General features: G+C 54.7%; 22 protein-coding genes. 12 read left to right on the top strand and 10 right to left on the bottom strand.

Going from position 1 to position 23,541, the window contains the following annotated elements:
- Positions 1 to 27: 27 nt before the first annotated feature.
- From selB to V6E55_RS20695, 5 genes are all read right to left on the bottom strand, one after another.
- Positions 28 to 1,872, bottom strand: a complete 1,845-nt coding sequence (selB, locus tag V6E55_RS20675; RefSeq protein WP_316943791.1) for a selenocysteine-specific translation elongation factor — start codon at positions 1,870 to 1,872, stop codon at positions 28 to 30.
- Positions 1,869 to 3,254, bottom strand: a complete 1,386-nt coding sequence (gene selA / locus V6E55_RS20680; RefSeq protein ID WP_316943792.1) for an L-seryl-tRNA(Sec) selenium transferase — start codon at positions 3,252 to 3,254, stop codon at positions 1,869 to 1,871. Before selA ends, selB begins: the two co-directional genes overlap by 4 nt.
- 103 nt (positions 3,255 to 3,357) lie before the next feature.
- Positions 3,358 to 3,966, bottom strand: coding sequence for a glutathione S-transferase (locus V6E55_RS20685; RefSeq protein ID WP_316943793.1), 609 nt, complete (start codon positions 3,964 to 3,966; stop codon positions 3,358 to 3,360).
- 90 nt (positions 3,967 to 4,056) lie between these two features.
- Complete coding sequence (locus tag V6E55_RS20690; protein WP_114978953.1) at positions 4,057 to 5,193, bottom strand: HlyD family secretion protein; 1,137 nt, start codon at positions 5,191 to 5,193, stop codon at positions 4,057 to 4,059.
- A 2-nt stretch (positions 5,194 to 5,195) separates the two neighbouring features.
- Positions 5,196 to 5,552, bottom strand: coding sequence for a DUF3302 domain-containing protein (locus tag V6E55_RS20695; protein ID WP_129996956.1), 357 nt, complete (start codon positions 5,550 to 5,552; stop codon positions 5,196 to 5,198).
- Between the two features lie 658 nt (positions 5,553 to 6,210).
- Here V6E55_RS20695 and V6E55_RS20700 point away from each other — a divergent pair.
- The 9 genes from V6E55_RS20700 (at position 6,211) to trmL (ending at position 16,313) form a co-directional block, all read left to right on the top strand.
- Positions 6,211 to 8,118, top strand: coding sequence for a PTS mannitol transporter subunit IICBA (locus tag V6E55_RS20700; RefSeq protein ID WP_114978955.1), 1,908 nt, complete (start codon positions 6,211 to 6,213; stop codon positions 8,116 to 8,118).
- Positions 8,119 to 8,226: 108 nt separating this feature from the next.
- On the top strand, positions 8,227 to 9,375 hold the full coding sequence (mtlD, locus tag V6E55_RS20705) for a mannitol-1-phosphate 5-dehydrogenase (protein WP_129996958.1): 1,149 nt from the start codon (positions 8,227 to 8,229) through the stop codon (positions 9,373 to 9,375).
- Positions 9,372 to 9,962, top strand: coding sequence for a mannitol operon repressor MtlR (gene mtlR, locus V6E55_RS20710; protein WP_028018221.1), 591 nt, complete (start codon positions 9,372 to 9,374; stop codon positions 9,960 to 9,962). Before mtlD ends, mtlR begins: the two co-directional genes overlap by 4 nt.
- A 58-nt stretch (positions 9,963 to 10,020) precedes the next feature.
- Positions 10,021 to 10,383 (top strand): YibL family ribosome-associated protein, encoded by a 363-nt coding sequence (locus V6E55_RS20715; protein WP_316943794.1) that lies wholly within the window; start codon positions 10,021 to 10,023, stop codon positions 10,381 to 10,383.
- Positions 10,384 to 10,661: 278 nt separating this feature from the next.
- Entirely contained in the window at positions 10,662 to 12,317 is a 1,656-nt protein-coding gene (gene lldP, locus V6E55_RS20720; RefSeq protein ID WP_114978957.1) for an L-lactate permease, read from the top strand.
- Complete coding sequence (gene lldR, locus V6E55_RS20725) at positions 12,314 to 13,087, top strand: transcriptional regulator LldR (protein ID WP_114978958.1); 774 nt, start codon at positions 12,314 to 12,316, stop codon at positions 13,085 to 13,087. The genes lldP and lldR overlap by 4 nt, the downstream gene beginning before the upstream one ends.
- Positions 13,084 to 14,271 carry an FMN-dependent L-lactate dehydrogenase LldD gene (gene lldD / locus V6E55_RS20730; protein WP_316943795.1) on the top strand — a complete coding sequence of 396 codons (1,188 nt, stop codon included), beginning with the start codon at positions 13,084 to 13,086 and terminating at the stop codon, positions 14,269 to 14,271. The genes lldR and lldD overlap by 4 nt, the downstream gene beginning before the upstream one ends.
- A 182-nt stretch (positions 14,272 to 14,453) precedes the next feature.
- Positions 14,454 to 15,794, top strand: coding sequence for an MFS transporter (locus V6E55_RS20735; protein WP_114978960.1), 1,341 nt, complete (start codon positions 14,454 to 14,456; stop codon positions 15,792 to 15,794).
- Between the two features lie 45 nt (positions 15,795 to 15,839).
- Complete coding sequence (trmL, locus tag V6E55_RS20740; protein ID WP_033147028.1) at positions 15,840 to 16,313, top strand: tRNA (uridine(34)/cytosine(34)/5-carboxymethylaminomethyluridine(34)-2'-O)-methyltransferase TrmL; 474 nt, start codon at positions 15,840 to 15,842, stop codon at positions 16,311 to 16,313.
- Here trmL and cysE read toward each other — a convergent pair.
- The 5 genes from cysE to V6E55_RS20765 all read right to left on the bottom strand — a co-directional run bounded on the left by cysE (position 16,310) and on the right by V6E55_RS20765 (position 19,422).
- Entirely contained in the window at positions 16,310 to 17,131 is an 822-nt protein-coding gene (gene cysE, locus V6E55_RS20745) for a serine O-acetyltransferase (protein ID WP_013094922.1), read from the bottom strand. The two genes, trmL and cysE, sit on opposite strands and share 4 nt — an antisense overlap.
- Positions 17,132 to 17,208: 77 nt before the next feature.
- Positions 17,209 to 18,228, bottom strand: coding sequence for an NAD(P)H-dependent glycerol-3-phosphate dehydrogenase (gene gpsA, locus V6E55_RS20750; RefSeq protein ID WP_114978961.1), 1,020 nt, complete (start codon positions 18,226 to 18,228; stop codon positions 17,209 to 17,211).
- Positions 18,228 to 18,695, bottom strand: coding sequence for a protein-export chaperone SecB (gene secB, locus V6E55_RS20755; protein ID WP_003860835.1), 468 nt, complete (start codon positions 18,693 to 18,695; stop codon positions 18,228 to 18,230). Before secB ends, gpsA begins: the two co-directional genes overlap by 1 nt.
- A 32-nt stretch (positions 18,696 to 18,727) precedes the next feature.
- Positions 18,728 to 18,979: a glutaredoxin 3 gene (gene grxC / locus V6E55_RS20760; protein ID WP_114978962.1), complete on the bottom strand. Its 252-nt coding sequence runs from the start codon at positions 18,977 to 18,979 to the stop codon at positions 18,728 to 18,730.
- A gap of 11 nt (positions 18,980 to 18,990) precedes the next feature.
- Positions 18,991 to 19,422, bottom strand: coding sequence for a rhodanese-like domain-containing protein (locus V6E55_RS20765; protein ID WP_316943796.1), 432 nt, complete (start codon positions 19,420 to 19,422; stop codon positions 18,991 to 18,993).
- 248 nt (positions 19,423 to 19,670) lie between these two features.
- Between V6E55_RS20765 and gpmM the strand changes: the two genes are divergently transcribed.
- From gpmM to V6E55_RS20780, 3 genes are read left to right on the top strand one after another with little or no spacing between them, the layout of a single operon-like run.
- A complete protein-coding gene (gene gpmM / locus V6E55_RS20770; RefSeq protein WP_236920079.1) occupies positions 19,671 to 21,215 on the top strand; it encodes a 2,3-bisphosphoglycerate-independent phosphoglycerate mutase in 1,545 nt (514 codons plus the stop codon).
- Between the two features lie 33 nt (positions 21,216 to 21,248).
- Positions 21,249 to 22,508, top strand: coding sequence for a murein hydrolase activator EnvC (gene envC, locus V6E55_RS20775; RefSeq protein WP_316943798.1), 1,260 nt, complete (start codon positions 21,249 to 21,251; stop codon positions 22,506 to 22,508).
- 3 nt (positions 22,509 to 22,511) lie between these two features.
- Positions 22,512 to 23,447: a divergent polysaccharide deacetylase family protein gene (locus V6E55_RS20780; protein WP_316943797.1), complete on the top strand. Its 936-nt coding sequence runs from the start codon at positions 22,512 to 22,514 to the stop codon at positions 23,445 to 23,447.
- Positions 23,448 to 23,541 lie beyond the last annotated feature (94 nt).

Here is a 23,541-nt window from a genome sequence, read left to right on the forward strand (position 1 = left end):
TATTCTATTTTTGTATTAATTCCTGCTTTATGTTTGCGGAAATAATAGTGAATCGCGTAATAAATGATCATTCCCACGACGACGGGTAAACCCGATACGGTTGAAATATTCCAGGATCTGGATCGCCAGCTTGCGGCCAACATTCAACCGGTCGCGGAAATCGGCTGCACAGGTAGAGCCTCGTTCCTGATCCAGCTCGCGGATCAAGTTGGCAAACGCAACAATGCGATCGTTACGATAATAACGATCTTTCACGATCGCGACGATAAGCCCCTGCTGAGCCGCATGGCGCAATACCTGGCGCATCACTTGCTCGTCAGTGTTCGTTTGGCGGGCCAGGTCGCGAACCCACCATGGCTCATCGCCAAACAGTGATGCCACTTTTTGCCATACTGCCTCTTGCTCAGCGGTAAACCCGGCTTTGTGATCCGGCAGATGCAGCCAACCGTGGTGACTTTTAATCACCCCCGTTTCGCGCATATTTTCAATCAACAGCAGCACCAGCGCATCGTCTTCCATCGGCAGCGCCATGCGTCGCAGACGCTCGCGGCCGGGGCCCGGTTCATCCTGATGCTGTTCGTGGTAAGTCGCAAGCGTGTTCAATATTTTACGCTGCCAGTGTGCCGCCACCGGGGCGTTCAGCAGACTGTTGCCAGCCTGAATAAATCCCGGCTCCTGGGTCAGCTGACGTAAACCTTCTTCACTCAACTGGCGAGCCCATGCAAAATCAGCAAGATTCACCGCACCGCGCTCGAGATGAACCAGCAACGCTGTTTTATCATCCGTCGCCTGCGCCAGCGCAGACAGCCAATGCAGATACTCAGGTTTACGCTTGCCACGTCGCGGTGAGTGGAGTGTCACCACTCGCGCCCCGGCCAGCGTTTCCCGCGCTGAAATATCGCGCAGAACCAGACGGTCATTATCTGCAAGCCAGAGTGGTGAATCGAAAACCAGCTCGGCAAGGTCGTTTTCCAGCAGCGAGATGCGTCCGGTAATATGGCTGGCCGCGTGGTGAATATGCAGCGGTTGCCATTGAGTCAGCGGCAAGTGCGTCTGCAGAGAGACGATCACGCGCTCAGACGGTTCTGGAGGAGTGCCAGCCAGCAGCCAGTCACCACGGTTAAGCTGGTCTTTTTCCGCATCACCGGCAATATTAAGTGCGATTCGCTGCCCGGCATGAGCATGCTCTACGGGCTGGTTTTGCGCATGTAAACCACGCACACGCATCGGTTTGTTAACGCCCGTCAGCCATAAAGTGTCACCCACTCTCACTTCGCCGCTTAGCGCCGTACCCGTGACGACCAAACCCGCACCTTTAACAGTAAACGCCCGATCAATCGCCAGACGGAAACGATGATGGCTGGCGTGATCGCGCGATGATAATTGCTGCAAATGGCGGCGAAGATCGTCGATACCGCGACCTTCAGTCGCTACCGTGACAAAAAGCGGCGCATCGGCAAAACCATATTCACGTAAGGTCGCCTGTACCGTTTCGCGCACTTCACTGATGCGCGCCTCATCCACGCGATCGGCTTTGGTCAGCGCAACGGTTAACTGCGGGTTGCCCGTCAACTGCAGGATCGCCAGATGCTCGCGCGTTTGCGCCATTACACCGTCATCACAGGCCACCACCAGCAGGGCATGATCGATACCCCCCACGCCCGCCAGCATGTTTGAAAGAAACTTTTCATGCCCCGGAACATCAATAAAACCCAGTACACGACCATCAGGCTGAGGCCAGTAGGCATAGCCCAGATCGATGGTCATGCCGCGCTTTTTCTCTTCCGGAAGACGATCGGCATTTACGCCTGTAATCGCCTGCAATAACGTGGTTTTTCCGTGGTCGACGTGACCGGCGGTGGCAATAATCATTTCAACAACATCTCCAGAAATCGCTCTTCATCTTCAAGACAGCGTAGATCCAGCCACATTCTGCCGTCGTAAATCCGCCCGATAACCGGCGTCGGCAACGCGCGCCAGCGCGACGACAGGGTGTCAAGGTGGCTACCGCGCCCGTCACGCGGGGTGAACGTGAGCGCTTCACTCGGTAGTCTGTCCACTGGCAATGAACCGCTACCAATCTGCGACTGGCAAGGTTCAATGCGAACGTCAAAATCAGGGTAATGAGGGGCAACGCGGGGTAGCAGCAATTCACCCTGAGCACGAATTGAAGCAGCATCCCGGGTTAGCAGACGCAGCGTAGGCAGGCGGTCAGCCAGTTTCTCCGGATGCAGATAGAGCCGCAATGTTGCTTCCAGTGCCGCGAGCGTCATTTTATCCGCACGCAGGGCTCGCTTGAGCGGATGCTGCTGCAACTGTGCAATCAGCTCATGCTTACCCACAATGATCCCCGCCTGCGGTCCCCCCAGCAGTTTGTCGCCGGAAAAGCTCACCAGGCTAACACCCGCCGCAATCATCTCTTGTGGCATCGGCTCTTTTGGCAAACCGTACTGGCTGAGATCGACCAGGGAACCACTACCGAGATCGGCAATCACCGGTATATTCAACTCGCGCCCAATCGCCGCCAGTTCAGCTTCTTCAACGGTTTTGGTGAAACCTTCAATATGGTAATTGCTGGTATGAACCTTCATCAGCAGGGCGGTATTTTCATTCACCGCCGCGCGATAATCTTTCGCATGAGTGCGGTTAGTGGTGCCCACTTCATGCAGCGAACAGCCTGCCTGACGCATCACGTCCGGAATGCGAAACGCACCGCCAATCTCCACCAGCTCGCCACGGGAAACCACCACCTCTTTGCCGCTGGCGGTGGCCGCCAGCATTAACAGCACCGCCGCGGCGTTGTTATTCACAATGCAGGCATCTTCCGCGCCGGTCAGCTGGCAGAGAAGGTCCGCCAGTGCGCGATCACGATGTCCTCGCCCTGCACCGTCCAGATCGTACTCCAGCGTCACAGGCATTCGCATGGCCTGCACGACCGCAGCAACCGCCTCTTCCGCCTGTTGCGCGCGCCCCAGGTTGGTGTGCAGTACCGTACCCGTCAGGTTAATCACCGGACGAAGTGCGCTTTGCGTTTTCTCATCCAGACGCTTTTCAACTTCCTGTTCCCACGCCGCGCACCAGTCAGGCAATGTGTTTTCTGCCTGAATGTGGTGTCGGGCTTCGTTCTGAAGCAGACGTAACATCTCAACCGTCGCGGTATGGCCGAAACGCTCAACTGCAGCATGAATACGAGGTTCGTGAAGAAGACGGTCGGTAGCAGGAATCTGGCTGTACAGCGAATGATGAGTAGTCATGAAAGCGCCTGGCGAGTAAATATCATCCCCCCTCCCGACGGGAGAGGGAGTTAACATGTGGAGGGATTGTACCGCCTCCGGCAGCGAAGTGTTATAACCCGCATCAAGCCTTTGGCGGTTCGGTGCGGGCAAAACTCTCACGGCTAAAAAGCGTTTCGGCTAGTTTTACCAGCAACGGGCGGTCGACGCACCAGCCAGGGGAAACATGACGGAAGTTGAGATAACCGATGGCACAGGCGATCGCAATCGTCGCCAGATCCACTCTGTCGGGCTGGATTTTTCCCTCCTTAATGAGCTGCTCACACATATCCAGGCTGCGGCTGATTTTTTCACGCTGGCGTAGCAGTTCTGTTTCCGACTGTTGGGCTGCGGGTCTTGCCTGCTCACGTACGGAGGTTAACGCCGCATCCATAATGCCATCGGCCAGGGCTTCAATTTGCTTCACAGCCAGCGCCGCTTTTGGGTCGGCCGGTAGCATTGCCGGGGCGACGCCCAGCAACTCGATGTACTCCGCAATAATCGGGGAATCAAACCAGTATTCACCCTCGTTCGTCACCAGTGCCGGGACTTTACCTAGCGGGTTGTACTGCGCGACGCCGTTTTCGGCGTTGTAAGGCTGTTCATTGACGAATTCAAATTCAATCCCTTTCTCCAGCAGGAGAATCGATATTTTTCGCACGAAGGGACTGGTGTAGCTACCGATGAGTTTCATTGCCTGATCCTTGATGCCGGAAAAAAATCAGTATGGATCAAGCAACGAAAAAAGGGCAGGTATGCATGTCGCATTCCTGCCCTGAAAGGATTAGTGATCGAGGTAGAGGTAGTGCATCCAGCTGGTCATACGCAGCAGCACTTTACGCATCACCGAAACATGAGCGAAATGGTCCGAATAAACCGCCACCTGGGCATAAATACCGTCTGGCAGTGCATCGACATCGGCATTCGGGTCAAGCTCGATAGTCCCCAGCACGCCATCCGTACCCGGCGTTACCGTCAGAGACTGCAACGCACCCTGAGCCTGATATGATCCTCCCGGCACCACCGGCAGAATGCTGGTGAGCTTACCTGAGAAGACCTGCCCCGGTAGGGCATTGAACACCACTTCGGCCTCATCACCCGGTTTCAGACGCAGCAATGAGTTCTGACGGAACTGCGCCACAATCTGACGTTTCTGTTCCGGGATAAAGACCATAACCGGACGCAGAGGCAGCGCCGCGGCATAGGTCCCCGGACGAATCAGCACCTGGGTGATATAGCCATTGCTTGGCGCACGTACCACGGTCTGTTCCAGGTTGTATTTGGCTTCGGCAAGCTGAGCACGCAGAGAGGCAACCTGAGATTGCTCACCGTTAACCATGCTGTCTAACTGAGTCTGGATTTGTGTCTGTTCGGCTACAGAGCCTTTAACCAGCGCGTCTTGTGCCAGATAGTTCTGGCGCGCATTGTCGATATCGCTTTCAGAGAACGGGTTAACCTTTGCCTGGCTGCCTTTCAGGTAGCGCTGATAATCTTTATACAGACGATCGCGTTCCGCAGACACCCGCGTGGTATTGGCGACCGCTTCCGACAGTTGTGCCTTAAGGTTGTCGATATTGTGCGTCGCAGTCACCAGGTCAGCCTGGAGTCTGTCTACACGCGCCTGGTAGCGACCTGGATCAAGTTTAAATAACACTTCACCCTTTTTAATGAGCTGATTATTTTTATCAGTCACTTCACTGACCACCCCGGTAACCTGCGGCGTAATCGGAATAGAAATAACCGCCTTTTGAGCCGTAAAGGTATACGGGTGGTTATAGTTCATTAGCAGGATAAGTCCGGCGACAATAAATATCCCGCCTAATGTCGCGGTGGCGAGCGTCCACTGGTTAACGGGAATACGGAATATTTTAAAGATGGCCCAGGCAAATGCCACATAGGTCAGAATAATCAACAGATCCATGATTAGTGCTCCAGCGTGTTCTTATCAGCAGTGGGTTTTACCGCTGCCAGCTTTTGTTCAAGCTCCGCCACGCGTTTGGTCAGTGCATCCATGCCGGGAACCTCATCAGGCTTCACGATGTGGTTCTGCATCCCCCAGCCGCGATCTTCACGGTACAGCGTGGCCCAGATCCACAGGAACGGCCAAATGGCATGGAGCGTAAACAGGCTGATCCATCCTGCCGTATGAATCGCATCAGCATGGGGATGGTTACGCTTTTTGGCCATATTATACGGGATGTCATGAATGGCGATGACGCCGTAAAAAAGGACCAGGAAAACAAAAATCAATACGCCCAGCGCAAAATAGTTGAGAAACATATTCTCCTCACTTAAACAACGTCAACTCATTAAATTAATAAAACAATACGCAGCCTAATTAGTTTTTTATAGAAACAGTAATCACTTGCTATTTTCAGCAGCCGGGGAGTATGGATTTTTATAATATCTCCATGCAAGTTTATAAACGTGTCAAAATATAACCTGAATAATAATAGACTTAACCTTACAATATGAGCGTAATCCACGTTTTAACTTTTCGCCATACCACATATGAAAAGTGGTTTTTTAGCTTTCTGTGTCGCCTGATGCCATCCTGACGCTAAATCACAAAACAGAATTTGTTGAGGATCACAGCCGGAGAATTCTGCATAAAAATATTTTGTGAATGAGGTCACAATACAGAGACAAACCCGCCACAATCAAATGTGACAAAAATCACAAAAAAGGGTGCTTTCTGCTCCATTTTTCGTCATCGTATTTTTTTTGCCCGCTTATTTTGTGATTAAGATCACCTCATTGATATCCATACCCCCTACCTTTACGTGACACGCATCACACAAATTTTCGTCATCTGGACAGTTGAACGATTCAGTGCCAGATTTCACAGCATGAACAGGGCCCGGCTACCTCTGCCGCCTCACATTAACAATAAACCTCGGGCCGCAAGCCTAAGCGTAAACAGAAGAAGGGGTGTTTTATGTCATCCGATTTCAAGATCAAAGTACAAAGCTTTGGTCGTTTCCTCAGCAACATGGTGATGCCAAATATCGGCGCGTTTATCGCGTGGGGTATCATCACCGCATTATTCATTCCTACAGGGTGGTTGCCTAACGAAACGCTGGCGAAACTTGTTGGCCCAATGATTACTTATCTGCTGCCACTGCTCATCGGTTTCACCGGTGGTCGTCTGGTGGGCGGTGACCGTGGCGGTGTAGTGGGTGCAATCACCACCATGGGTGTGATTGTCGGTGCGGATATGCCAATGTTCCTGGGCGCAATGATTGCGGGTCCTCTGGGCGGTTGGGCAATCAAACACTTTGATTCCTGGGTAGACGGTAAGATTCGCTCTGGCTTCGAAATGCTGGTGAACAACTTCTCCGCAGGCATCATTGGTATGATCCTGGCGATTCTGGCGTTCCTCGGCATTGGCCCTGCGGTTGAAGTGCTGTCCAAAATTCTGGCAGCAGGCGTTAACTTCATGGTTGCGCACGACATGCTGCCGCTGGCGTCTATCTTTGTTGAACCGGCGAAAATCCTGTTCCTTAACAACGCCATCAACCACGGTATCTTCTCACCGCTGGGTATTCAGCAGTCTCATGACCTCGGCAAATCCATCTTCTTCCTGATTGAAGCGAACCCGGGCCCAGGTATGGGTGTTCTGCTGGCGTACATGTTCTTTGGTCGCGGTAGCGCGAAGCAGTCTGCTGGCGGTGCGGCTATCATTCACTTCCTGGGTGGTATCCACGAAATTTACTTCCCGTACGTGCTGATGAATCCGCGTCTGATCCTGGCCGTTATCCTCGGCGGTATGACCGGTGTGTTCACCCTGAGCGTGCTGGGCGGTGGTCTGGTTTCTCCGGCGTCTCCGGGTTCTATCCTGGCAGTACTGGCGATGACGCCAAAAGGGGCTTACTTCGCAAACATCGCGGCTATCTGTGCAGCAATGGCGGTCTCCTTCGTGGTCTCTTCTATCCTGCTGAAAACCAGCAAAGTGAAAGAAGATGATGATATCGAAGCGGCTACCCGTCGTATGCATGACATGAAAGCGGAATCCAAAGGCGCTACACCGCTGGCGGCTGGTGATGTCTCTAACGACCTGAGCCACGTGCGTAAAATCATCGTTGCCTGTGACGCCGGTATGGGTTCCAGCGCAATGGGTGCAGGTGTGCTGCGTAAGAAAGTGCAGGATGCGGGTCTGACTAACATCTCTGTAACCAACAGTGCCATCAACAGCCTGCCACCGGATGTGGACCTGGTTATCACGCACCGCGATCTGACCGAACGCGCCATGCGTCAGGTTCCACAGGCACAGCATATTTCGCTGACCAACTTCCTCGACAGCGGCCTGTACACCAACCTGACTGAGCGTCTGGTTGCCGCACAGCGTCACGAAGACAACGAAGTGAAAGTGCGTTCCAGCCTGCAGGACAGTTTCGACGAGAGCAACGCCCACCTGTTCAAACTGGGTGCGGAGAACATCTTCCTCGGTCGTACTGCGACCAACAAAGAAGAGGCGATTCGCTTTGCCGGTGAGCAACTGGTGAAAGGTGGCTACGTTCAACCTGAATACGTTGATGCGATGCTGGAACGTGAAAAACTGACGCCAACCTACCTGGGTGAATCCATCGCGGTTCCGCACGGTACGGTTGAAGCGAAAGATCGCGTGCTGAAAACCGGCGTCGTATTCTGTCAGTATCCGCAGGGTGTGCGCTTCGGTGAAGAAGAAGACGACATCGCCCGTCTGGTGATTGGTATCGCCGCTCGCAACAACGAGCACATTCAGGTGATTACCAGTCTGACTAACGCCCTGGATGATGAGTCTGTCATTGAGCGTCTGGCCAGCACCAGCAGCGTGGAAGAAGTACTGGCACTGCTGAACAAGTAAACGCATTTCCACCCTCTCCCCACTGGGGAGAGGGCTAGGGTGAGGGGAAAGTTATGCGGTTCCTCACCCCAGCCCTCTCGGGTAAAAACATTGATGAAGGTTAATACTATGAAAGCATTACATTTTGGCGCAGGTAATATCGGTCGTGGCTTTATCGGCAAACTGCTGGCAGACGCGGGCATTACGCTGACATTCGCCGATGTGAACCAGGTGGTGCTAGACGCCCTGAATGCCCGTCATAGCTATCAGGTTCACGTAGTGGGAGAAAACGAGCAGGTTGAAACGGTTTCAGGTGTGAATGCAGTAAGCAGCATTGGCGACGACGTTATCGACCTTATTGCCAGCGTTGACCTGGTTACCACTGCTGTGGGTCCGGTCGTGCTTGAGCGTATCGCTCCTGCGGTGGCGAAAGGCCTCGCAAAACGTAAAGCGCAGGGCATTGATACCCCGCTGAACATCATCGCCTGTGAAAACATGGTGCGCGGCACCACGCAGTTGAAAGGCCATGTGCTCGCTGCTGTTGCCGACGAAGATAAAGCCTGGGTTGAAGCGCACGTGGGGTTTGTTGATTCCGCCGTTGACCGTATCGTCCCGCCGTCAGAATCCGCTACCCACGATCCGCTGGAAGTGACTGTAGAAACCTTCAGCGAGTGGATCGTCGATAAAACGCAGTTTAAAGGCGCGCTGCCAACCATTCCGGGAATGGAATTAACTGATAACCTGATGGCATTTGTCGAACGCAAACTCTTCACGCTGAACACCGGGCATGCTATAACCGCGTACCTCGGAAAATTGGCCGGTCATCAGACCATCCGTGACGCGATTCTCGATGAGAACATCCGCGCTGTGGTAAAAGGGGCAATGGAAGAGAGCGGCGCGGTGCTGATCAAACGCTACGGTTTTGATGCTGATAAACATGCAGCATACATCCAGAAAATCCTCGGTCGTTTTGAAAACCCGTATCTGAAAGATGACGTTGAGCGCGTTGGCCGTCAGCCGCTGCGCAAACTGAGCGCGGGCGATCGCCTGATTAAACCGCTGCTGGGCACGCTGGAATACGGCCTGCCGCACGCCAACCTGGTGAAAGGGATTGCCGCCGCAATGCACTACCGCAGCGAGCAGGATCCGCAGGCGCAGGAACTGGCTCAACTGATTGACGATAAAGGCGCGCAGGCTGCGCTGGCGCAGATTTCAGGTCTGGATGCCAACAGCGACGTGGTTGTGGAGGCGGTTAACGCATACAACGCAACCAAATGATGCAGAGTGTGGCGCAGGTAACCCTGCGCCCTGATTACAGATTGTCAGATATGCAGGCAATAATGGAACAAACCCAGGCCTTTGAAAATCGTGTGCTTGAGCGTCTGAATGCTGGCAAAACCGTACGAAGCTTCCTGATTGCCGCCGTCGAGTTGCTAACCGAGGCGGTGAATATCCTGGTGCTTCAGGTGTTTCGCAAAGACGACTACGCGGTAAAATATGCTGTAGAACCGTTACTGGACGGAGATGGCCCGCTGGGCGATCTCTCAGTGCGTCTGAAGCTGATTTATGGTCTTGGTGTGCTAAGCAGACCAGAGTATGAAGACGCTGAGCTGTTGATGGCACTGCGCGAAGAGTTAAATCATGACGGTAATGAGTACACCTTTACCGATGATGAGATCCTTGGACCTTTCGGCGAGTTGCATTGCGTCACTGCCCTTCCCCCTGCACCTCAGTTTGATAACAGTGATCCTGAACTATACGCGATGCAAAAGCTGCGTTATCAACAGGTTGTTCGCTCCACAATGGTTCTCTCCCTGACTGAGCTGATTTCCCGAATCAGCTTAAAAAAAGCGTTTCAGAAGTAAGCCTGCTCACATTGGTGTATCCTTCCCTGTAAATTCCCCGTTTTCAGAGTTATTTGTCATGAAAGAAGTCGAAAAGAACGAAATTAAACGCCTGAGCGACCGTCTGGATCTGATCCGTCACCAGATGGCTGGCCTGTCACTGGTCGATTCCGCCGAGAAGTACGCTGAGCTGGAAAAAGAGGTCGCCACGCTGAAAACCGAAATCGAGCGCCTGCGCGAAGTCAAAGGCCAGAAGCTGAGCAAAGAAGCGCAGAAGCTGATGAACATGCCGCACCGCCGTGCGATCACCAAAAAAGAGCAGGCCGACATGGGCAAGCTTAAGAAAAGTGTTCGTGGTCTGGTGGTTGTGCACCCAATGACCGAGCTGGGCCGTGAAATGGGCCTGAAAGAGATGACGGGTTTTTGTAAGACCGCGTTCTGATCATTCTCTCTCTCCCGTTGGGAGAGGGCCGGGGTGAGGGCAACAGACCTTACCCCACTCAAATTGGCCCAACCAATCCCCCTTTTCTTTCTTCCCCGCTTCACAAATCCATCATTTCTGCTCACAAAACCATTGCCAGCTCATAACATCTGGTTAACCATTTGTTGTCATTACCCCTACAACACAACATTGGCAGGACCACTTTTACACAGATTGTGACGCAGAGATGAGCGGAGACTCACCCGCAGCACAGGCTGTCTGGTCCCCAGGAGACCTGCATGAGCCTCTGGCAACAAAACTACGACCCGGCCGGAAATATCTGGCTGTCGAGCCTGATCGCATCGCTTCCGATCCTGTTCTTCTTCTTTGCGCTGATTAAGCTCAAGTTGAAGGGCTACCTTGCCGCCACCATCACCGTTGCCATTGCGCTGATGGTGGCATTGTTGTTCTACAAAATGCCTGTCGACCGTGCGCTGGCTTCTGTGGTTTACGGTTTCTTCTATGGCCTGTGGCCGATTGCGTGGATCATCATCGCCGCGGTCTTTGTCTATAAAATCTCGGTGAAAACCGGACAGTTCGACATCATCCGTTCGTCGATTCTCTCCATTACCCCTGACCAGCGCCTGCAGATGCTGATTGTCGGCTTCTCCTTTGGGGCGTTCCTGGAAGGGGCGGCAGGTTTTGGCGCACCGGTGGCGATCACCGCCGCGCTGCTGGTCGGTCTGGGCTTTAACCCGCTGTATGCCGCGGGCCTGTGCCTGATTGTGAACACCGCGCCGGTTGCGTTTGGCGCGATGGGCATTCCGATTCTGGTGGCCGGACAGGTGACCGGGCTGGATAGTTTTGAGATTGGCCAGATGGTTGGCCGCCAGTTACCGTTCCTGACCATTATCGTGCTGTTCTGGATCATGGCGATTATGGACGGCTGGCGTGGAGTGAAGGAGACCTGGCCTGCGGTGATGGTGGCGGGTGGTTCGTTCGCCATCGCCCAGTATCTCAGCTCCAACTTCCTCGGCCCTGAACTGCCAGACATTATCTCTTCGCTGGTTTCGCTGGTTTGTCTGACGCTGTTCCTGAAACGCTGGCAGCCGGTACGTATTTTCCGTTTTGCCGATATGGGTGCCTCGCAGGTTGATCAAACCCTGGCGCGTACAGGCTATACGGCAGGACAGGTGATCCGCGCCTGGTCGCCGTTCCTGTTCCTGACTGCAACGGTCACGCTGTGGAGCATCCCACCTTTCAAAGCCCTGTTTGCCCCGGGTGGCGCGCTGTACGACATGGTGATTAACATCTCCGTACCGTTCCTCGACAAGATGGTCGCCCGTATGCCGCCAGTGGTCCACGCCGCAACGCCGTATGCCGCGGTGTACAAATTCGACTGGTTCTCCGCGACCGGTACGGCGATTCTGTTTGCCGCTATCCTTTCTGTTGTCTGGCTGCGCATGAAGCCTGTCGCCGCAGTACAAACCTTTGCGGCGACCATTAAAGAGTTGATGCTGCCGATTTACTCCATCGGCATGGTGCTGGCGTTCGCGTTTATCTCAAACTATTCCGGTTTGTCATCAACGCTGGCTCTGGCGCTGGCGCATACCAGCCACGCATTTACCTTCTTCTCGCCGTTCCTCGGCTGGTTAGGGGTGTTCCTGACCGGTTCAGATACCTCGTCTAACGCCCTGTTTGCTGCTCTGCAGGCGACGGCGGCCCAACAGATTGGCGTGTCAGACGTCCTTCTGGTGGCGGCTAACACCACTGGTGGCGTGACCGGGAAAATGATCTCCCCACAATCCATCGCCATTGCCTGTGCGGCGGTGGGACTGGTCGGTAAAGAGTCGGACCTGTTCCGCTTTACCGTGAAACACAGCCTGATATTCACCTGCATGGTCGGGGTGATCACCACCCTGCAGGCCTATGTCTTAACCTGGATGATTCCATGATAGTGATGCCCAGACGCCTGTCCGACGAGATCGCCTCTCGCGTGCGGGCGCTGATTGAAGAACAACAGCTGGAAGCGGGCATGAAATTGCCCGCCGAACGCCAGCTCGCCGCCCAGCTAGGTGTATCACGTAATTCGCTGCGTGAAGCACTGGCGACACTGGTCAGCGAAGGGGTACTGGTGAGCCGCCGCGGTGGTGGCACCTTTGTCCGCTGGCAGCATGATGACTGGTCTGAGCAAAACATCGTTCAGCCGCTGAAAACGCTGATGGAGAACGACCCGGACTACAGCTTCGACATCCTTGAAGCGCGTCACGCCATCGAAACCAGTACCGCCTGGCATGCAGCCATGCGGGCAACCGAAGCCGATAAAGAGAAGCTAAAAGCCTGTTTTGAGGCCACGCAAAGCAGCAACCCGGATATCGCCTCCCAGGCGGACGTACGTTTTCACCTGGCGATTGCCGAGGCATCGCACAACGTGGTTCTGCTGCAGACCATGCGCGGTTTCTTCGACCTGCTGCAATCCTCCGTGAAGCAGAGCCGCCAGCGTATGTATTTGGTCCCGCCAGTGTTTGCCCAGCTAACCGAACAACATGAGGCGGTGCTCAACGCCATTCTGGCCGGTGATGCCGAGGCCGCGCGAAAAGCGATGATGGCGCATCTGGGCTTCGTACACACCACCATTAAACGATTCGATGAAGATCAGGCCCGACAGGCGCGCATTACCCGTCTGCCTGGCGACAGTGATATTTCCAGGGAGAACAAAGCATGATTATTTCAGCAGCTAGTGACTATCGCGCCGCGGCGCAGCGTATTTTGCCACCATTCTTGTTTCACTATATCGACGGCGGAGCCTATGCCGAGCACACCCTGCGTCGTAACGTGGAAGACTTGTCGGAAGTGGCTCTGCGCCAGCGCGTGCTGAAGAATATGTCTGACCTGAGCCTTGAGACGAAATTGTTCAATGAAACGCTCTCAATGCCTGTCGCGCTCGCCCCCGTAGGCCTGTGTGGCATGTACGCTCGTCGTGGCGAAGTACAGGCGGCCGCAGCGGCAGATGCCAAAGGTATTCCGTTTACGCTATCCACCGTTTCCGTCTGCCCGATTGAAGAAGTCGCCCCAACCATTAAGCGCCCGATGTGGTTCCAGCTGTACGTTCTGCGCGATCGCGGGTTTATGCGTAACGCGCTGGAGCGCGCCAAAGCGGCGGGTTGCTCAACGCTGGTCTTTACCGTTGATATGCCAACTCCCGGCGCACGCTACCGTGATGCTCACTCAGGCATGAGCGGCCCGAATGCCGCCCTGCGACGTTACTGGCAGGCGGTGACGCATCCGCAATGGGCCTGGGATGTCGGTCTGAACGGACGTCCACACGATCTGGGCAATATCTCGGCTTACCTCGGTAAACCGACCGGGCTGGAAGATTACATCGGCTGGCTGGCGAATAACTTCGACCCGTCCATCTCCTGGAAAGACCTGGAGTGGATCCGCGAATTCTGGGACGGCCCGATGGTGATCAAAGGGATCCTCGACCCGGAAGATGCCCGTGACGCGGTACGCTTTGGCGCAGACGGGATTGTGGTTTCTAACCACGGCGGACGCCAGCTTGACGGTGTGCTCTCTTCCGCACGAGCCCTGCCTGCGATTGCCGATGCAGTGAAAGGCGACATCGCTATCCTGGCCGACAGCGGTATCCGCAGCGGGCTGGACGTGGTGCGTATGATCGCGCTGGGCGCTGACAGCGTACTGCTGGGGCGTGCGTACCTGTATGCCCTGGCGACGGCTGGCCAGGTCGGCGTGGCAAACCTGCTTAACCTGATCGAAAAAGAGATGAAGGTGGCGATGACGCTGACCGGCGCGAAAACGATCGGTGAAATCAGCAGAGATTCTCTGGTACAGGAGTTTAATAAATTATCGACGACGCTGGCTCCCCTTGCTCAGGGAAACGCAGCCTGAGTCTTCCCCCGTTAACACCTCTTTTTCACGCGCCCGCTTCCCCCTCGGGCGCTTTTTTTATACCGAAAATAACATCCAGATAACATATTAGATAAGAAAATTTGACATCGACCTGCTCCGCGCAATTGTATAGACAAGCAAATACAAGAACACAAAAACAACATCTGATCAGAGGGGAGCGTATGACGTATTCAGGTAAGGTGGATATTCAGCAGGTGATCGATGAGAGTCCCTTTTCAGGGTTTCACTGGCTTCTTATCGTGCTGGGTTTTCTGGTTCTGGCGATCGATGGTTTTGATACGGCGGCGATGGGTTACATCGCGCCTACGTTATCGGCAGAATGGGGGATACACAAACAGGATCTGGGGCCGGTGCTAAGCGCTGCGCTACTGGGGCTTTCGTTGGGTGCGCTGATCGCTGGTCCGGTATCGGACCGGATGGGACGCAAGCGCGTGTTGGTCTTTTCGTGCCTGTTCTTCGGTCTTGCAAGCCTGGGAACGGCCTGGGCGCAAAGCCTGAACACCCTTACGCTGTGGCGCTTTCTTACAGGCCTGGGACTCGGTGCTGCAATGCCTAACGCCATTACGCTGATCTCCGAGTTTGCCCCCCAGCGCTGCCGCGCAATGGCGATTAACACCATGTACTGTGGCTTCCCTCTGGGTGCTGCAGGCGGTGGAGCGATCTCTTCATGGCTTATCCCCCACCACGGCTGGCGAAGCGTGCTGCTGACCGGCGCAATTGCTCCACTGATTTTAACGCTGCTTCTGGCACTGCTTTTACCAGAGTCTGTGAAGTTTTTGGTACAACGCGGGAAAGACGTCATGCAGGTCCGCCGCATCGCCAGCCGGTTTGCACGCAGCACGCTGGATAGCGTCACGGGCTTTTTCCTGGCGGAAGAAAAGGTGGTCGCTAAAAAAGGGAGCGTGGCGCAACTGTTTGCTATGCCCTGGCTGCCCGGCACCCTGATGCTGTGGGTGACCTACTTTATGGGGCTGGTCATTTACTACGTCCTGCTGAGCTGGATGCCAACGCTGATGCAGGGGATGGGTTATGCTCTGGCGGAATCCGCCTGGCTCACCTCGCTGTTCACCTTCGGTGGTACCGCAGGCATTCTGCTCGCGGGCTGGATGATGGACCGCTGGGAAGCGCACAAGGTGGTCGCAGGGGGATTTGTCCTGACAATGGGACTGATCCTGCTACTCGGCCTTGAGCATAACCATATCGCCCTGTTTGGCGGGTTGATTTTCCTGATGGGGATCGCGATGAACGGCGCGCAATCGGGCATGCAAACCCTGGCCGCTACCTTTTACCCTACCGAGTGCCGTGCGACGGGCATCGCCTGGATGCAGGGGATCGGCCGCTTTGGCGGGGTGGCGGGAACCATGACCAGCGCCCAGCTTCTTTCCATGCAGTGGCAGGCAGACAGTATTTTAATGATCCTCAGCGTGCCTGCCCTGGTGGCCGCTGCGGCAACCGTCTACAAAATGCTGTATAGCCGCTCGCAGGAACCCGGCGTCGCGTAGTTCCTCTCTTTTCTGCTATTCTGCCCCCGCAATTAAGGGGGCATCATGCTTAACATCGTTTTATTCGAACCAGAAATCCCGCCGAATACCGGCAATATCATCCGCTTGTGCGCAAACACCGGTTTTCGACTGCATATCATTGAGCCAATGGGCTTTACGTGGGACGACAAACGTCTGCGGCGTGCGGGGCTCGATTATCATGAATTTACTGCCGTGGTGCGCCATCATGATTACGCCGCGTTTCTGGAAGCCGAAAAGCCGCAGCGCATGTTCGCCCTGACTACCAAAGGCACGCCAGCGCATAGCGCCGTGAGCTATCAGGCAGGTGACTATCTGATGTTTGGCCCGGAAACCCGTGGCCTGCCCGCAACAATCCTGGATGCCCTGCCCGCTGAGCAGAAAATCCGGATTCCAATGATGCCCGACAGCCGCAGCATGAACCTGTCGAATGCGGTGTCAGTGGTCGTGTATGAAGCATGGCGCCAGTTGGGATACCCGGGCGCCATTCTTAGAAGTTAAATACCGTCGCCATACTCAAAGGTATGGTGGATACCATTGAAGTGCTGATCCATATCCATTGACGGTTTATCGCTGTCTGGCTTGCCGACAATACGTGCCGGTACGCCAGCGGCGGTGGTGTGTGGCGGAACAGGTTGAAGTACCACTGAACCCGCACCAATCTTCGCCCCGCGCCCTACTTCGATATTCCCGAGGATCTTGGCGCCTGCGCCAATCATCACCCCTTCACGGATCTTCGGATGACGATCACCGCTGGTTTTGCCCGTACCACCCAGCGTGACCGATTGCAAAATAGACACGTCATCTTCAATCACCGCCGTTTCACCGACAACAATGCCGGTGGCGTGGTCGAGCATGATCCCGCGGCCAATTTTCGCTGCCGGGTGAATATCAACCTGGAACGTCACGGACACCTGGTTTTGCAGGAAGATAGCTAGCGCACGGCGGCCTTCTTTCCACAGCCAGTGGCCAATGCGGTAGGCCTGTAAGGCGTGGAAGCCTTTCAGGTACAGCAGCGGCGTAGAGTATTTATCGACTGCCGGGTCACGCGTGCGCACGGCCTGGATATCACAGGCGGCAGAGGCGATCATTTCCGGGTCTGCGGCGTAGGCTTCTTCCACCACTTCGCGTATGGCGATGGCAGGCATAATTGAGGAAGCCAGTTTGTTGGCAAGCATATAGCTCAGGGCGCTGCCGAGGTTTTCGTGCTTGAGTAGCGTCGCGTGGTAGAAACTGGCCAGCATAGGCTCACAGTCGGCCAACGCCCGGGCTTCGGCTTTAATATTGTTCCAGACGATATCCAGTTCTTCACACGGCATTGCTTACTCCAGACGTAATAGTACGATCGGCCAGTCTTTGCTGGCCGTATCGTTGAGGTGACAACGGTTCCCTGCGACTAGTTGCTGCTGCGCTCGTCCTTGCGCGCACGACCTAATAAGGTCAATGCTGCCTCGCGCGCATTTTTTCCGCAATACAATACCTGATAAATTTCCTCGGTTATTGGCATTTCAACGCCAAACCGATGCGCCAGTTCGCGAACTTCTTTGGTATTGCGGTAGCCTTCAACCACCTGACCAATCTTCTCCTGCGCGCCTTTTACATCGCTGCCCTGTCCGAGCATCATGCCAAAGCGGCGGTTACGCGACTGGTTGTCGGTACAGGTCAGCACCAGGTCACCCAGGCCAGCCATCCCCATAAAGGTCGCCGGATCGGCACCCAGTGCCGCTCCCAGACGGGACATTTCTGTCAAACCACGGGTGATCAACGCCGTACGTGCGTTGGCGCCAAAACCAATGCCGTCGGACATCCCGGCACCAATCGCAATCACGTTCTTCACCGCGCCACCCAGTTGCACACCGATAAAATCGGGGTTGCTGTAGACGCGGAAGCTCTTGCCACAGTGCAGCAGGTGCTGAAGATCGTCAGAAAAAGCCTGATCGGTTGAAGCCAGCGAAATCGCCGTTGGCAGGCCAGCGGCCAGCTCTTTGGCAAACGTCGGCCCGGAAATGACTGCCAGCGGGATGGTATCGCCCAACGCTTCGCGGGCGACATCCTGCAGCAGACGTCCGGTTTCAGCTTCCAGTCCTTTCGTCGCCCATACAATACGTGCATCCGGACGCATCAGCGGCTTGATCTGGCGCAGCACTTCGCCAAATACATGGCTTGGTACCACAATCAGAATGTTGCGGCTGGCTGCCAGCGCTGTCGCAAGATCGCTTTCCAGGTGTAGGGTGTCAGGGAACGGAACGTCAGGGAGAAACGCCACGTTGCAGCGGTCGTGTTGCAACGTCGCGATATGTTTTGGATCGTGGCCCCACAGAACCACATCGTGACCATTTCTTGCCAGTGTGATGGCAAGAGCGGTGCCGTATGAGCCGGCACCGATCACAGTCATTGACGCATTAACAGTGCTCATCAGGCATCCTGATGTTGTTCAGCACCTTCGCCAGCTTGCTGCTGCAGATAGTTCATGAACAGCGCATCAAAGTTTACTGGCGCAAGGTTCAGTTGCGGGAATGTACCGCGAGAAACCAGGCTGGTGATGCATTCACGCGCATACGGGAACAGGATGTTCGGGCAGTATGCACCCAGGCAATGCGCCATCTGGTTGCCTTCAATGCCGCCAATGGAGAAGATACCGCCCTGCTGTACTTCACACAGGAAAGCCGTTTCTTCGCCCAGAGAAGCGGTAACTGTCACACGCAGTACGACTTCATACACATCATCCGCCAGTTGGGTGGATGCGGTATCCAGATCAAGTTTAACCTCTGGCTGCCAATCTTTCTGGAAAACGTGTGGCGCATTTGGCGCTTCGAAAGAGACATCCTTGGTGTAGATGCGCTGGATCTGGAAAGTCATTTCGGTGTTGTTTTGTTCTGACATGGAAAAACCCTTTTTAATTGTCCTAAAGTCTCTTAGCGCAGCAGGGGATCGAGTCCACCACGTGCGTCGAGCGCATACAAGTCATCACAGCCGCCAATGTGCTGCGCATCAATAAAAATCTGCGGAACCGTCGTGCGACCACTACGTTGAATCATCTCTTCGCGTTTAGTCGCGTCACCGTCGATAGGCATTTCCTGGAACGTGACGCCTTTGCTGTTAAGCAGTGCTTTCGCACGATGGCAGAACGGGCAGGTTGCTTTGGTGTAGATCTCAATATTGGCCATCACTGAACTCCTTATTTACCGCGAACCAAAGGAAGGTTTTCCCCGCTCCAGCCGGAAATGCCTTCTTTCAGTACCGTTACGTTTTCGAAACCTGCTTTGTGCAGTGCGTTAGCCGATTCCTGCGCCTGCATGCCAGTACCATCCACGACGATAATTGGCTGGGCTTTATACTTATCCAGCTCACCAACGTTATTCGCTTTGATTTCAGCAGGCAGCAGGTTGATAGAACCTGCGATGTGGCCTTTGCGGAAATCATCACGCTGACGGAGATCGACAACCACAGCGTCTTCTTTGTTGATCAGGCGCGTGGCTTCACCACGGGTGATCACCTTAATTTTAGACGTCAGCCCTTTAAAGGTGGTGAACAGCACAGCGGCCAGCAGACCAATCCACGCGATGCTCAGAACCGGGTGGCGGCTAACAAATTGCATAATTTCTTGCATGGGGGGTAACAACTCCCGACTAAGTGATTAAAAAAACCAGGACAGGAGTATACCTGTGCGTTGTGGCAAATACAGCCAGCGACATTAAGCTAATCCATTTTCTGCGGCATGCCACGAAAAAAAAGCCTCAAAATGACCAGAGAAGCGCCTTGCCCCTACGCATTCTTTGATCTTCTGCGGCTATTTGATCGATTCAGCTGTAGTAAAATTACGCAAATTTTTTGTCTCTTGAGCATGAGGTTGTCGCAATGTCGGTTTCTAAAAAACCTATGGTACTGGTGATTCTGGATGGCTATGGCTACCGTGAAGATCAACAGGATAACGCCATTTTCAACGCCAAAACCCCGGTCATGGATGCACTGTGGGCAAAACGTCCCCATACCCTGATTGATGCATCCGGCCTGGAAGTCGGTCTGCCGGATCGCCAGATGGGTAACTCCGAAGTGGGTCACGTTAACCTGGGCGCGGGCCGTATCGTGTATCAGGATCTGACCCGCCTGGACGTTGAAATCAAAGAACGCACCTTCTTCTCCAACCCTGTTCTGTCTGGCGCGGTAGATAAAGCCGTGGCTGCAGGTAAAGCCGTTCACATCATGGGCCTGCTCTCTGCTGGCGGCGTTCACAGCCACGAAGATCACATCATGGCGATGGTTGAACTGGCCGCTGAGCGCGGTGCGGAAAAAATCTATCTGCATGCTTTCCTGGATGGTCGCGATACGCCACCACGCAGCGCTGAAGGTTCGCTGAAAGCCTTCGAAGACAAATTTGCTGCATTAGGCAAAGGCCGCGTGGCATCCATTATTGGTCGTTACTACGCGATGGACCGCGACAATCGCTGGGATCGCGTTGAACAGGCCTATGACCTGATGACCCTGGCGAAAGGTGAATTCCAGTTCGCCACCGCTGTTGAGGGTCTGGAAGCTGCTTACGCGCGTGATGAAAACGACGAATTCGTGAAAGCAACCGTCATTCGTGCTGAAGGCCAGGCTGATGCCGCCATGGAAGATGGCGACGCGCTGATCTTCATGAACTTCCGTGCTGACCGTGCGCGTGAAATCACCCGTGCGTTCGTTAACAGCGATTTCGACGGTTTTGCCCGTAAGAAAGTGGTAAACCTCGATTTCATCCAGCTGACTGAATACGCGGCAGACATCAAAGCCCCATGCGCATATCCACCAGCCTCGCTGGCCAATACTTTTGGTGAGTGGATGGCGAAGAACGACAAAACGCAGCTGCGTATCTCCGAAACTGAAAAATACGCACACGTGACCTTCTTCTTCAACGGTGGTGTGGAAGAGCCATTCAAAGGCGAAGACCGTATTCTGATCAACTCGCCGAAAGTCGCCACCTACGATCTGCAGCCAGAAATGAGCTCTGCGGAACTGACCGAAAAACTGGTTGCGGCTATCGAGAGCGGCAAGTACGACACCATCATCTGTAACTACCCGAATGGCGACATGGTTGGCCATACCGGGGTCATGGAAGCAGCGGTAAAAGCAGTTGAAGCGCTGGATCATTGTGTTGATCAGGTCGCGAAAGCTGTTGAATCTGTTGGCGGTCAGCTCCTGATCACCGCTGACCACGGTAACGCTGAACAGATGCGTGACCCGGCAACCGGCCAGGCACATACTGCCCATACCAACCTGCCTGTTCCACTGATTTATGTCGGTGATAAAGCTCTGAAAGCAGTGGAAGGCGGCAAGCTTTCTGACATCGCGCCAACCATGTTGTCGCTGATGGGTATGCCGATCCCTGAAGAGATGACTGGTAAGCCGCTGTTCATCGTGGAATAATCCCTCCCCATGAGGGGAAAGGCGATTTTTTCAATCACATGGGTCGTGAAGCCGCTTAGGTTATCAGTCAGACCTCTGCTTTACGCCAGCGCACTCAGCGCTGGCGTATTGCTGTGCGCCGCATCCGCCCACGCGGATGACCGGGACCAACTCAAATCTATTCAGGCCGATATCGCCGCTAAAGAGCGTGCGGTACGTCAGCAACAACAGCAACGCTCCGCACTGCTTGCTCAGCTTAAGCAGCAGGAAGAGGCGATCTCCGCTGCCGCACGTAAACTTCGTGAAACACAAAACACCCTTGCCCAGTTGAATAAACAGATCGACGAGATGAACGCGTCGATTGCCAAACTGGAACGTCAGCGTGATGCGCAGGAACGTAACCTTGCGGCGCAGCTTGATGCCGCATTCCGCCAGGGTGAGCACACCGGCCTTCAGCTGATCCTCAGCGGTGAAGAGAGCCAGCGTGGTCAGCGCCTGCAGGCTTACTTTGGCTATCTGAACCAGGCGCGTCAGGAGACTATCGCGCAGCTGAAACAGACACGCGAAGAGGTCACCACACAAAAAGCCGAGCTGGAAGAGAAGCAGAGCCAGCAGCAGACGCTGCTCTACGATCAGCAGGCCCAGCAGGCAAAACTCGAGCAGGCACGTAACGAGCGTAAGAAAACCCTTTCCGGTCTGGAATCCTCCATTCAGGAAGGACAGAGCCAGCTGAGCGAAATGCGTGCCAACGAATCAAAACTGCGCAACAGCATCGCCCGTGCAGAAGCCGCAGCGAAAGCACGTGCCGATAAAGAGGCCCGTGAGGCACAGGCCGTTCGCGACAAACAGCAGGAAGCGTCCCGCAAAGGGACAACCTACAAACCAAGCGAAAGCGAACGTTCCCTGATGTCGCGAACCGGTGGTTTAGGCTCTCCTCGCGGTCAGGCATTCTGGCCCGTACGCGGTTCAATTCTGCATCGTTATGGCGAACAACTGCAGGGTGAGCTACGTTGGAAAGGGATAGTTATCGGTGCGTCTGAAGGTAGCGAAGTGAAAGCCATTGCCGATGGCCGTGTGATCCTGGCCGACTGGCTGCAGGGTTACGGGCTGGTGGTAGTGGTCGAACACGGTAAAGGTGATATGAGTCTTTACGGCTACAACCAGAGCGCGCTGGTCAGCGTCGGCACTCAGGTGCGCGCTGGCCAACCCATCGCCCTTGTGGGCAGTAGTGGCGGTCAGGGCCGCCCGTCACTCTATTTCGAAATTCGTCGCCAGGGTCAGGCGGTCAATCCACAGCCGTGGTTGGGAAGATAAGTTTTGCTTCAATTTCGTCGAATTGTTCTCTCCGTCGCCAGCGTACTGGCGCTGGTCGCACCGGTATACGCCGGTAAACTCGCTATAGTGATTGATGACTTCGGTTATCGTCCGCAAACTGAAAACCAGGTGCTGGCCATGCCGTCAGCCATCTCTGTTGCCGTCCTCCCCAATGCACCGCACGCGCGCGAAATGGCAACCAAGGCCCATAACAGCGGGCATCAGGTTCTCATCCACCTGCCGATGGCACCGCTCAGCAAGCAGCCACTGGAAAAAGATACCCTGCGCCCGGATATGAGCAGCGATGAGATCGAGCGCATCATCCGCGATGCATACAACAAAGTGCCGTATGCCGTAGGGCTGAACAACCACATGGGCAGCGCGATGACATCGAGCCTGTATGGGATGCTCAAGGTGATGCAGGCGCTGGAGCGTTACAACCTCTACTTCCTCGATAGCATGACGATTGGCAACAGCCAGGCGATGCGCGCCGCTCAGGGAACGGGTGTGAAGGTGATTAAGCGCAAGGTGTTCCTGGATGATACGCAAAATGAAGCGGACATTCGTGTACAGTTCAATCGTGCCGTGCAGTTGGCCAGACGTAATGGCTCAGCTATTGCTATCGGTCACCCGCATCCGTCTACCGTCCGTGTCCTGCAACAGATGCTGCCGACATTACCGTCTGACATCACGCTGGTACGCCCGAGCGACCTGCTGAATGAACCGCAGGTGGACACATCTACACCGAATTCTGGGCAACCCGCCCCAACAGCTCCGCGTAATCCGTTCCGCGGCGTGAAGAGTTGCAAACCAAAACAGCCTCCAGCGCCGGTCTACGCGACCCGCTTCTTCTCGGTGATTGGCGAAAGCATTGGAGAAAGCACGCTGGTGAAATACGTTCAGCAGCAATGGCAGGGATGGGGTAAGAAATCCGGATAACAAAAAAGCCACCTGTGATGAAGTGAACCCCATATATTGGACACTTTCTTAACTGGCGGCTGACATGGCCTGAGTTCGGTATTGTACCGGACTC

It is taken from the genome of Enterobacter sp. 342 (genome assembly GCF_036663495.1).
Taxonomy (GTDB): domain Bacteria; phylum Pseudomonadota; class Gammaproteobacteria; order Enterobacterales; family Enterobacteriaceae; genus Enterobacter.

What these genes read in the sequence shown, in the direction of transcription:
- selB (WP_316943791.1), bottom strand. Translation starts at nt 1,872, where the DNA reads ATGATTATTGCCACCGCCGGTCACGTCGACCACGGAAAAACCACGTTA.
- selA (WP_316943792.1), bottom strand. Translation starts at nt 3,254, where the DNA reads ATGACTACTCATCATTCGCTGTACAGCCAGATTCCTGCTACCGACCGT.
- V6E55_RS20685 (WP_316943793.1), bottom strand. Translation starts at nt 3,966, where the DNA reads ATGAAACTCATCGGTAGCTACACCAGTCCCTTCGTGCGAAAAATATCG.
- V6E55_RS20690 (WP_114978953.1), bottom strand. Translation starts at nt 5,193, where the DNA reads ATGGATCTGTTGATTATTCTGACCTATGTGGCATTTGCCTGGGCCATC.
- V6E55_RS20695 (WP_129996956.1), bottom strand. Translation starts at nt 5,552, where the DNA reads ATGTTTCTCAACTATTTTGCGCTGGGCGTATTGATTTTTGTTTTCCTG.
- V6E55_RS20700 (WP_114978955.1), top strand. Translation starts at nt 6,211, where the DNA reads ATGTCATCCGATTTCAAGATCAAAGTACAAAGCTTTGGTCGTTTCCTC.
- mtlD (WP_129996958.1), top strand. Translation starts at nt 8,227, where the DNA reads ATGAAAGCATTACATTTTGGCGCAGGTAATATCGGTCGTGGCTTTATC.
- mtlR (WP_028018221.1), top strand. Translation starts at nt 9,372, where the DNA reads ATGATGCAGAGTGTGGCGCAGGTAACCCTGCGCCCTGATTACAGATTG.
- V6E55_RS20715 (WP_316943794.1), top strand. Translation starts at nt 10,021, where the DNA reads ATGAAAGAAGTCGAAAAGAACGAAATTAAACGCCTGAGCGACCGTCTG.
- lldP (WP_114978957.1), top strand. Translation starts at nt 10,662, where the DNA reads ATGAGCCTCTGGCAACAAAACTACGACCCGGCCGGAAATATCTGGCTG.
- lldR (WP_114978958.1), top strand. Translation starts at nt 12,314, where the DNA reads ATGATAGTGATGCCCAGACGCCTGTCCGACGAGATCGCCTCTCGCGTG.
- lldD (WP_316943795.1), top strand. Translation starts at nt 13,084, where the DNA reads ATGATTATTTCAGCAGCTAGTGACTATCGCGCCGCGGCGCAGCGTATT.
- V6E55_RS20735 (WP_114978960.1), top strand. Translation starts at nt 14,454, where the DNA reads ATGACGTATTCAGGTAAGGTGGATATTCAGCAGGTGATCGATGAGAGT.
- trmL (WP_033147028.1), top strand. Translation starts at nt 15,840, where the DNA reads ATGCTTAACATCGTTTTATTCGAACCAGAAATCCCGCCGAATACCGGC.
- cysE (WP_013094922.1), bottom strand. Translation starts at nt 17,131, where the DNA reads ATGCCGTGTGAAGAACTGGATATCGTCTGGAACAATATTAAAGCCGAA.
- gpsA (WP_114978961.1), bottom strand. Translation starts at nt 18,228, where the DNA reads ATGAGCACTGTTAATGCGTCAATGACTGTGATCGGTGCCGGCTCATAC.
- secB (WP_003860835.1), bottom strand. Translation starts at nt 18,695, where the DNA reads ATGTCAGAACAAAACAACACCGAAATGACTTTCCAGATCCAGCGCATC.
- grxC (WP_114978962.1), bottom strand. Translation starts at nt 18,979, where the DNA reads ATGGCCAATATTGAGATCTACACCAAAGCAACCTGCCCGTTCTGCCAT.
- V6E55_RS20765 (WP_316943796.1), bottom strand. Translation starts at nt 19,422, where the DNA reads ATGCAAGAAATTATGCAATTTGTTAGCCGCCACCCGGTTCTGAGCATC.
- gpmM (WP_236920079.1), top strand. Translation starts at nt 19,671, where the DNA reads ATGTCGGTTTCTAAAAAACCTATGGTACTGGTGATTCTGGATGGCTAT.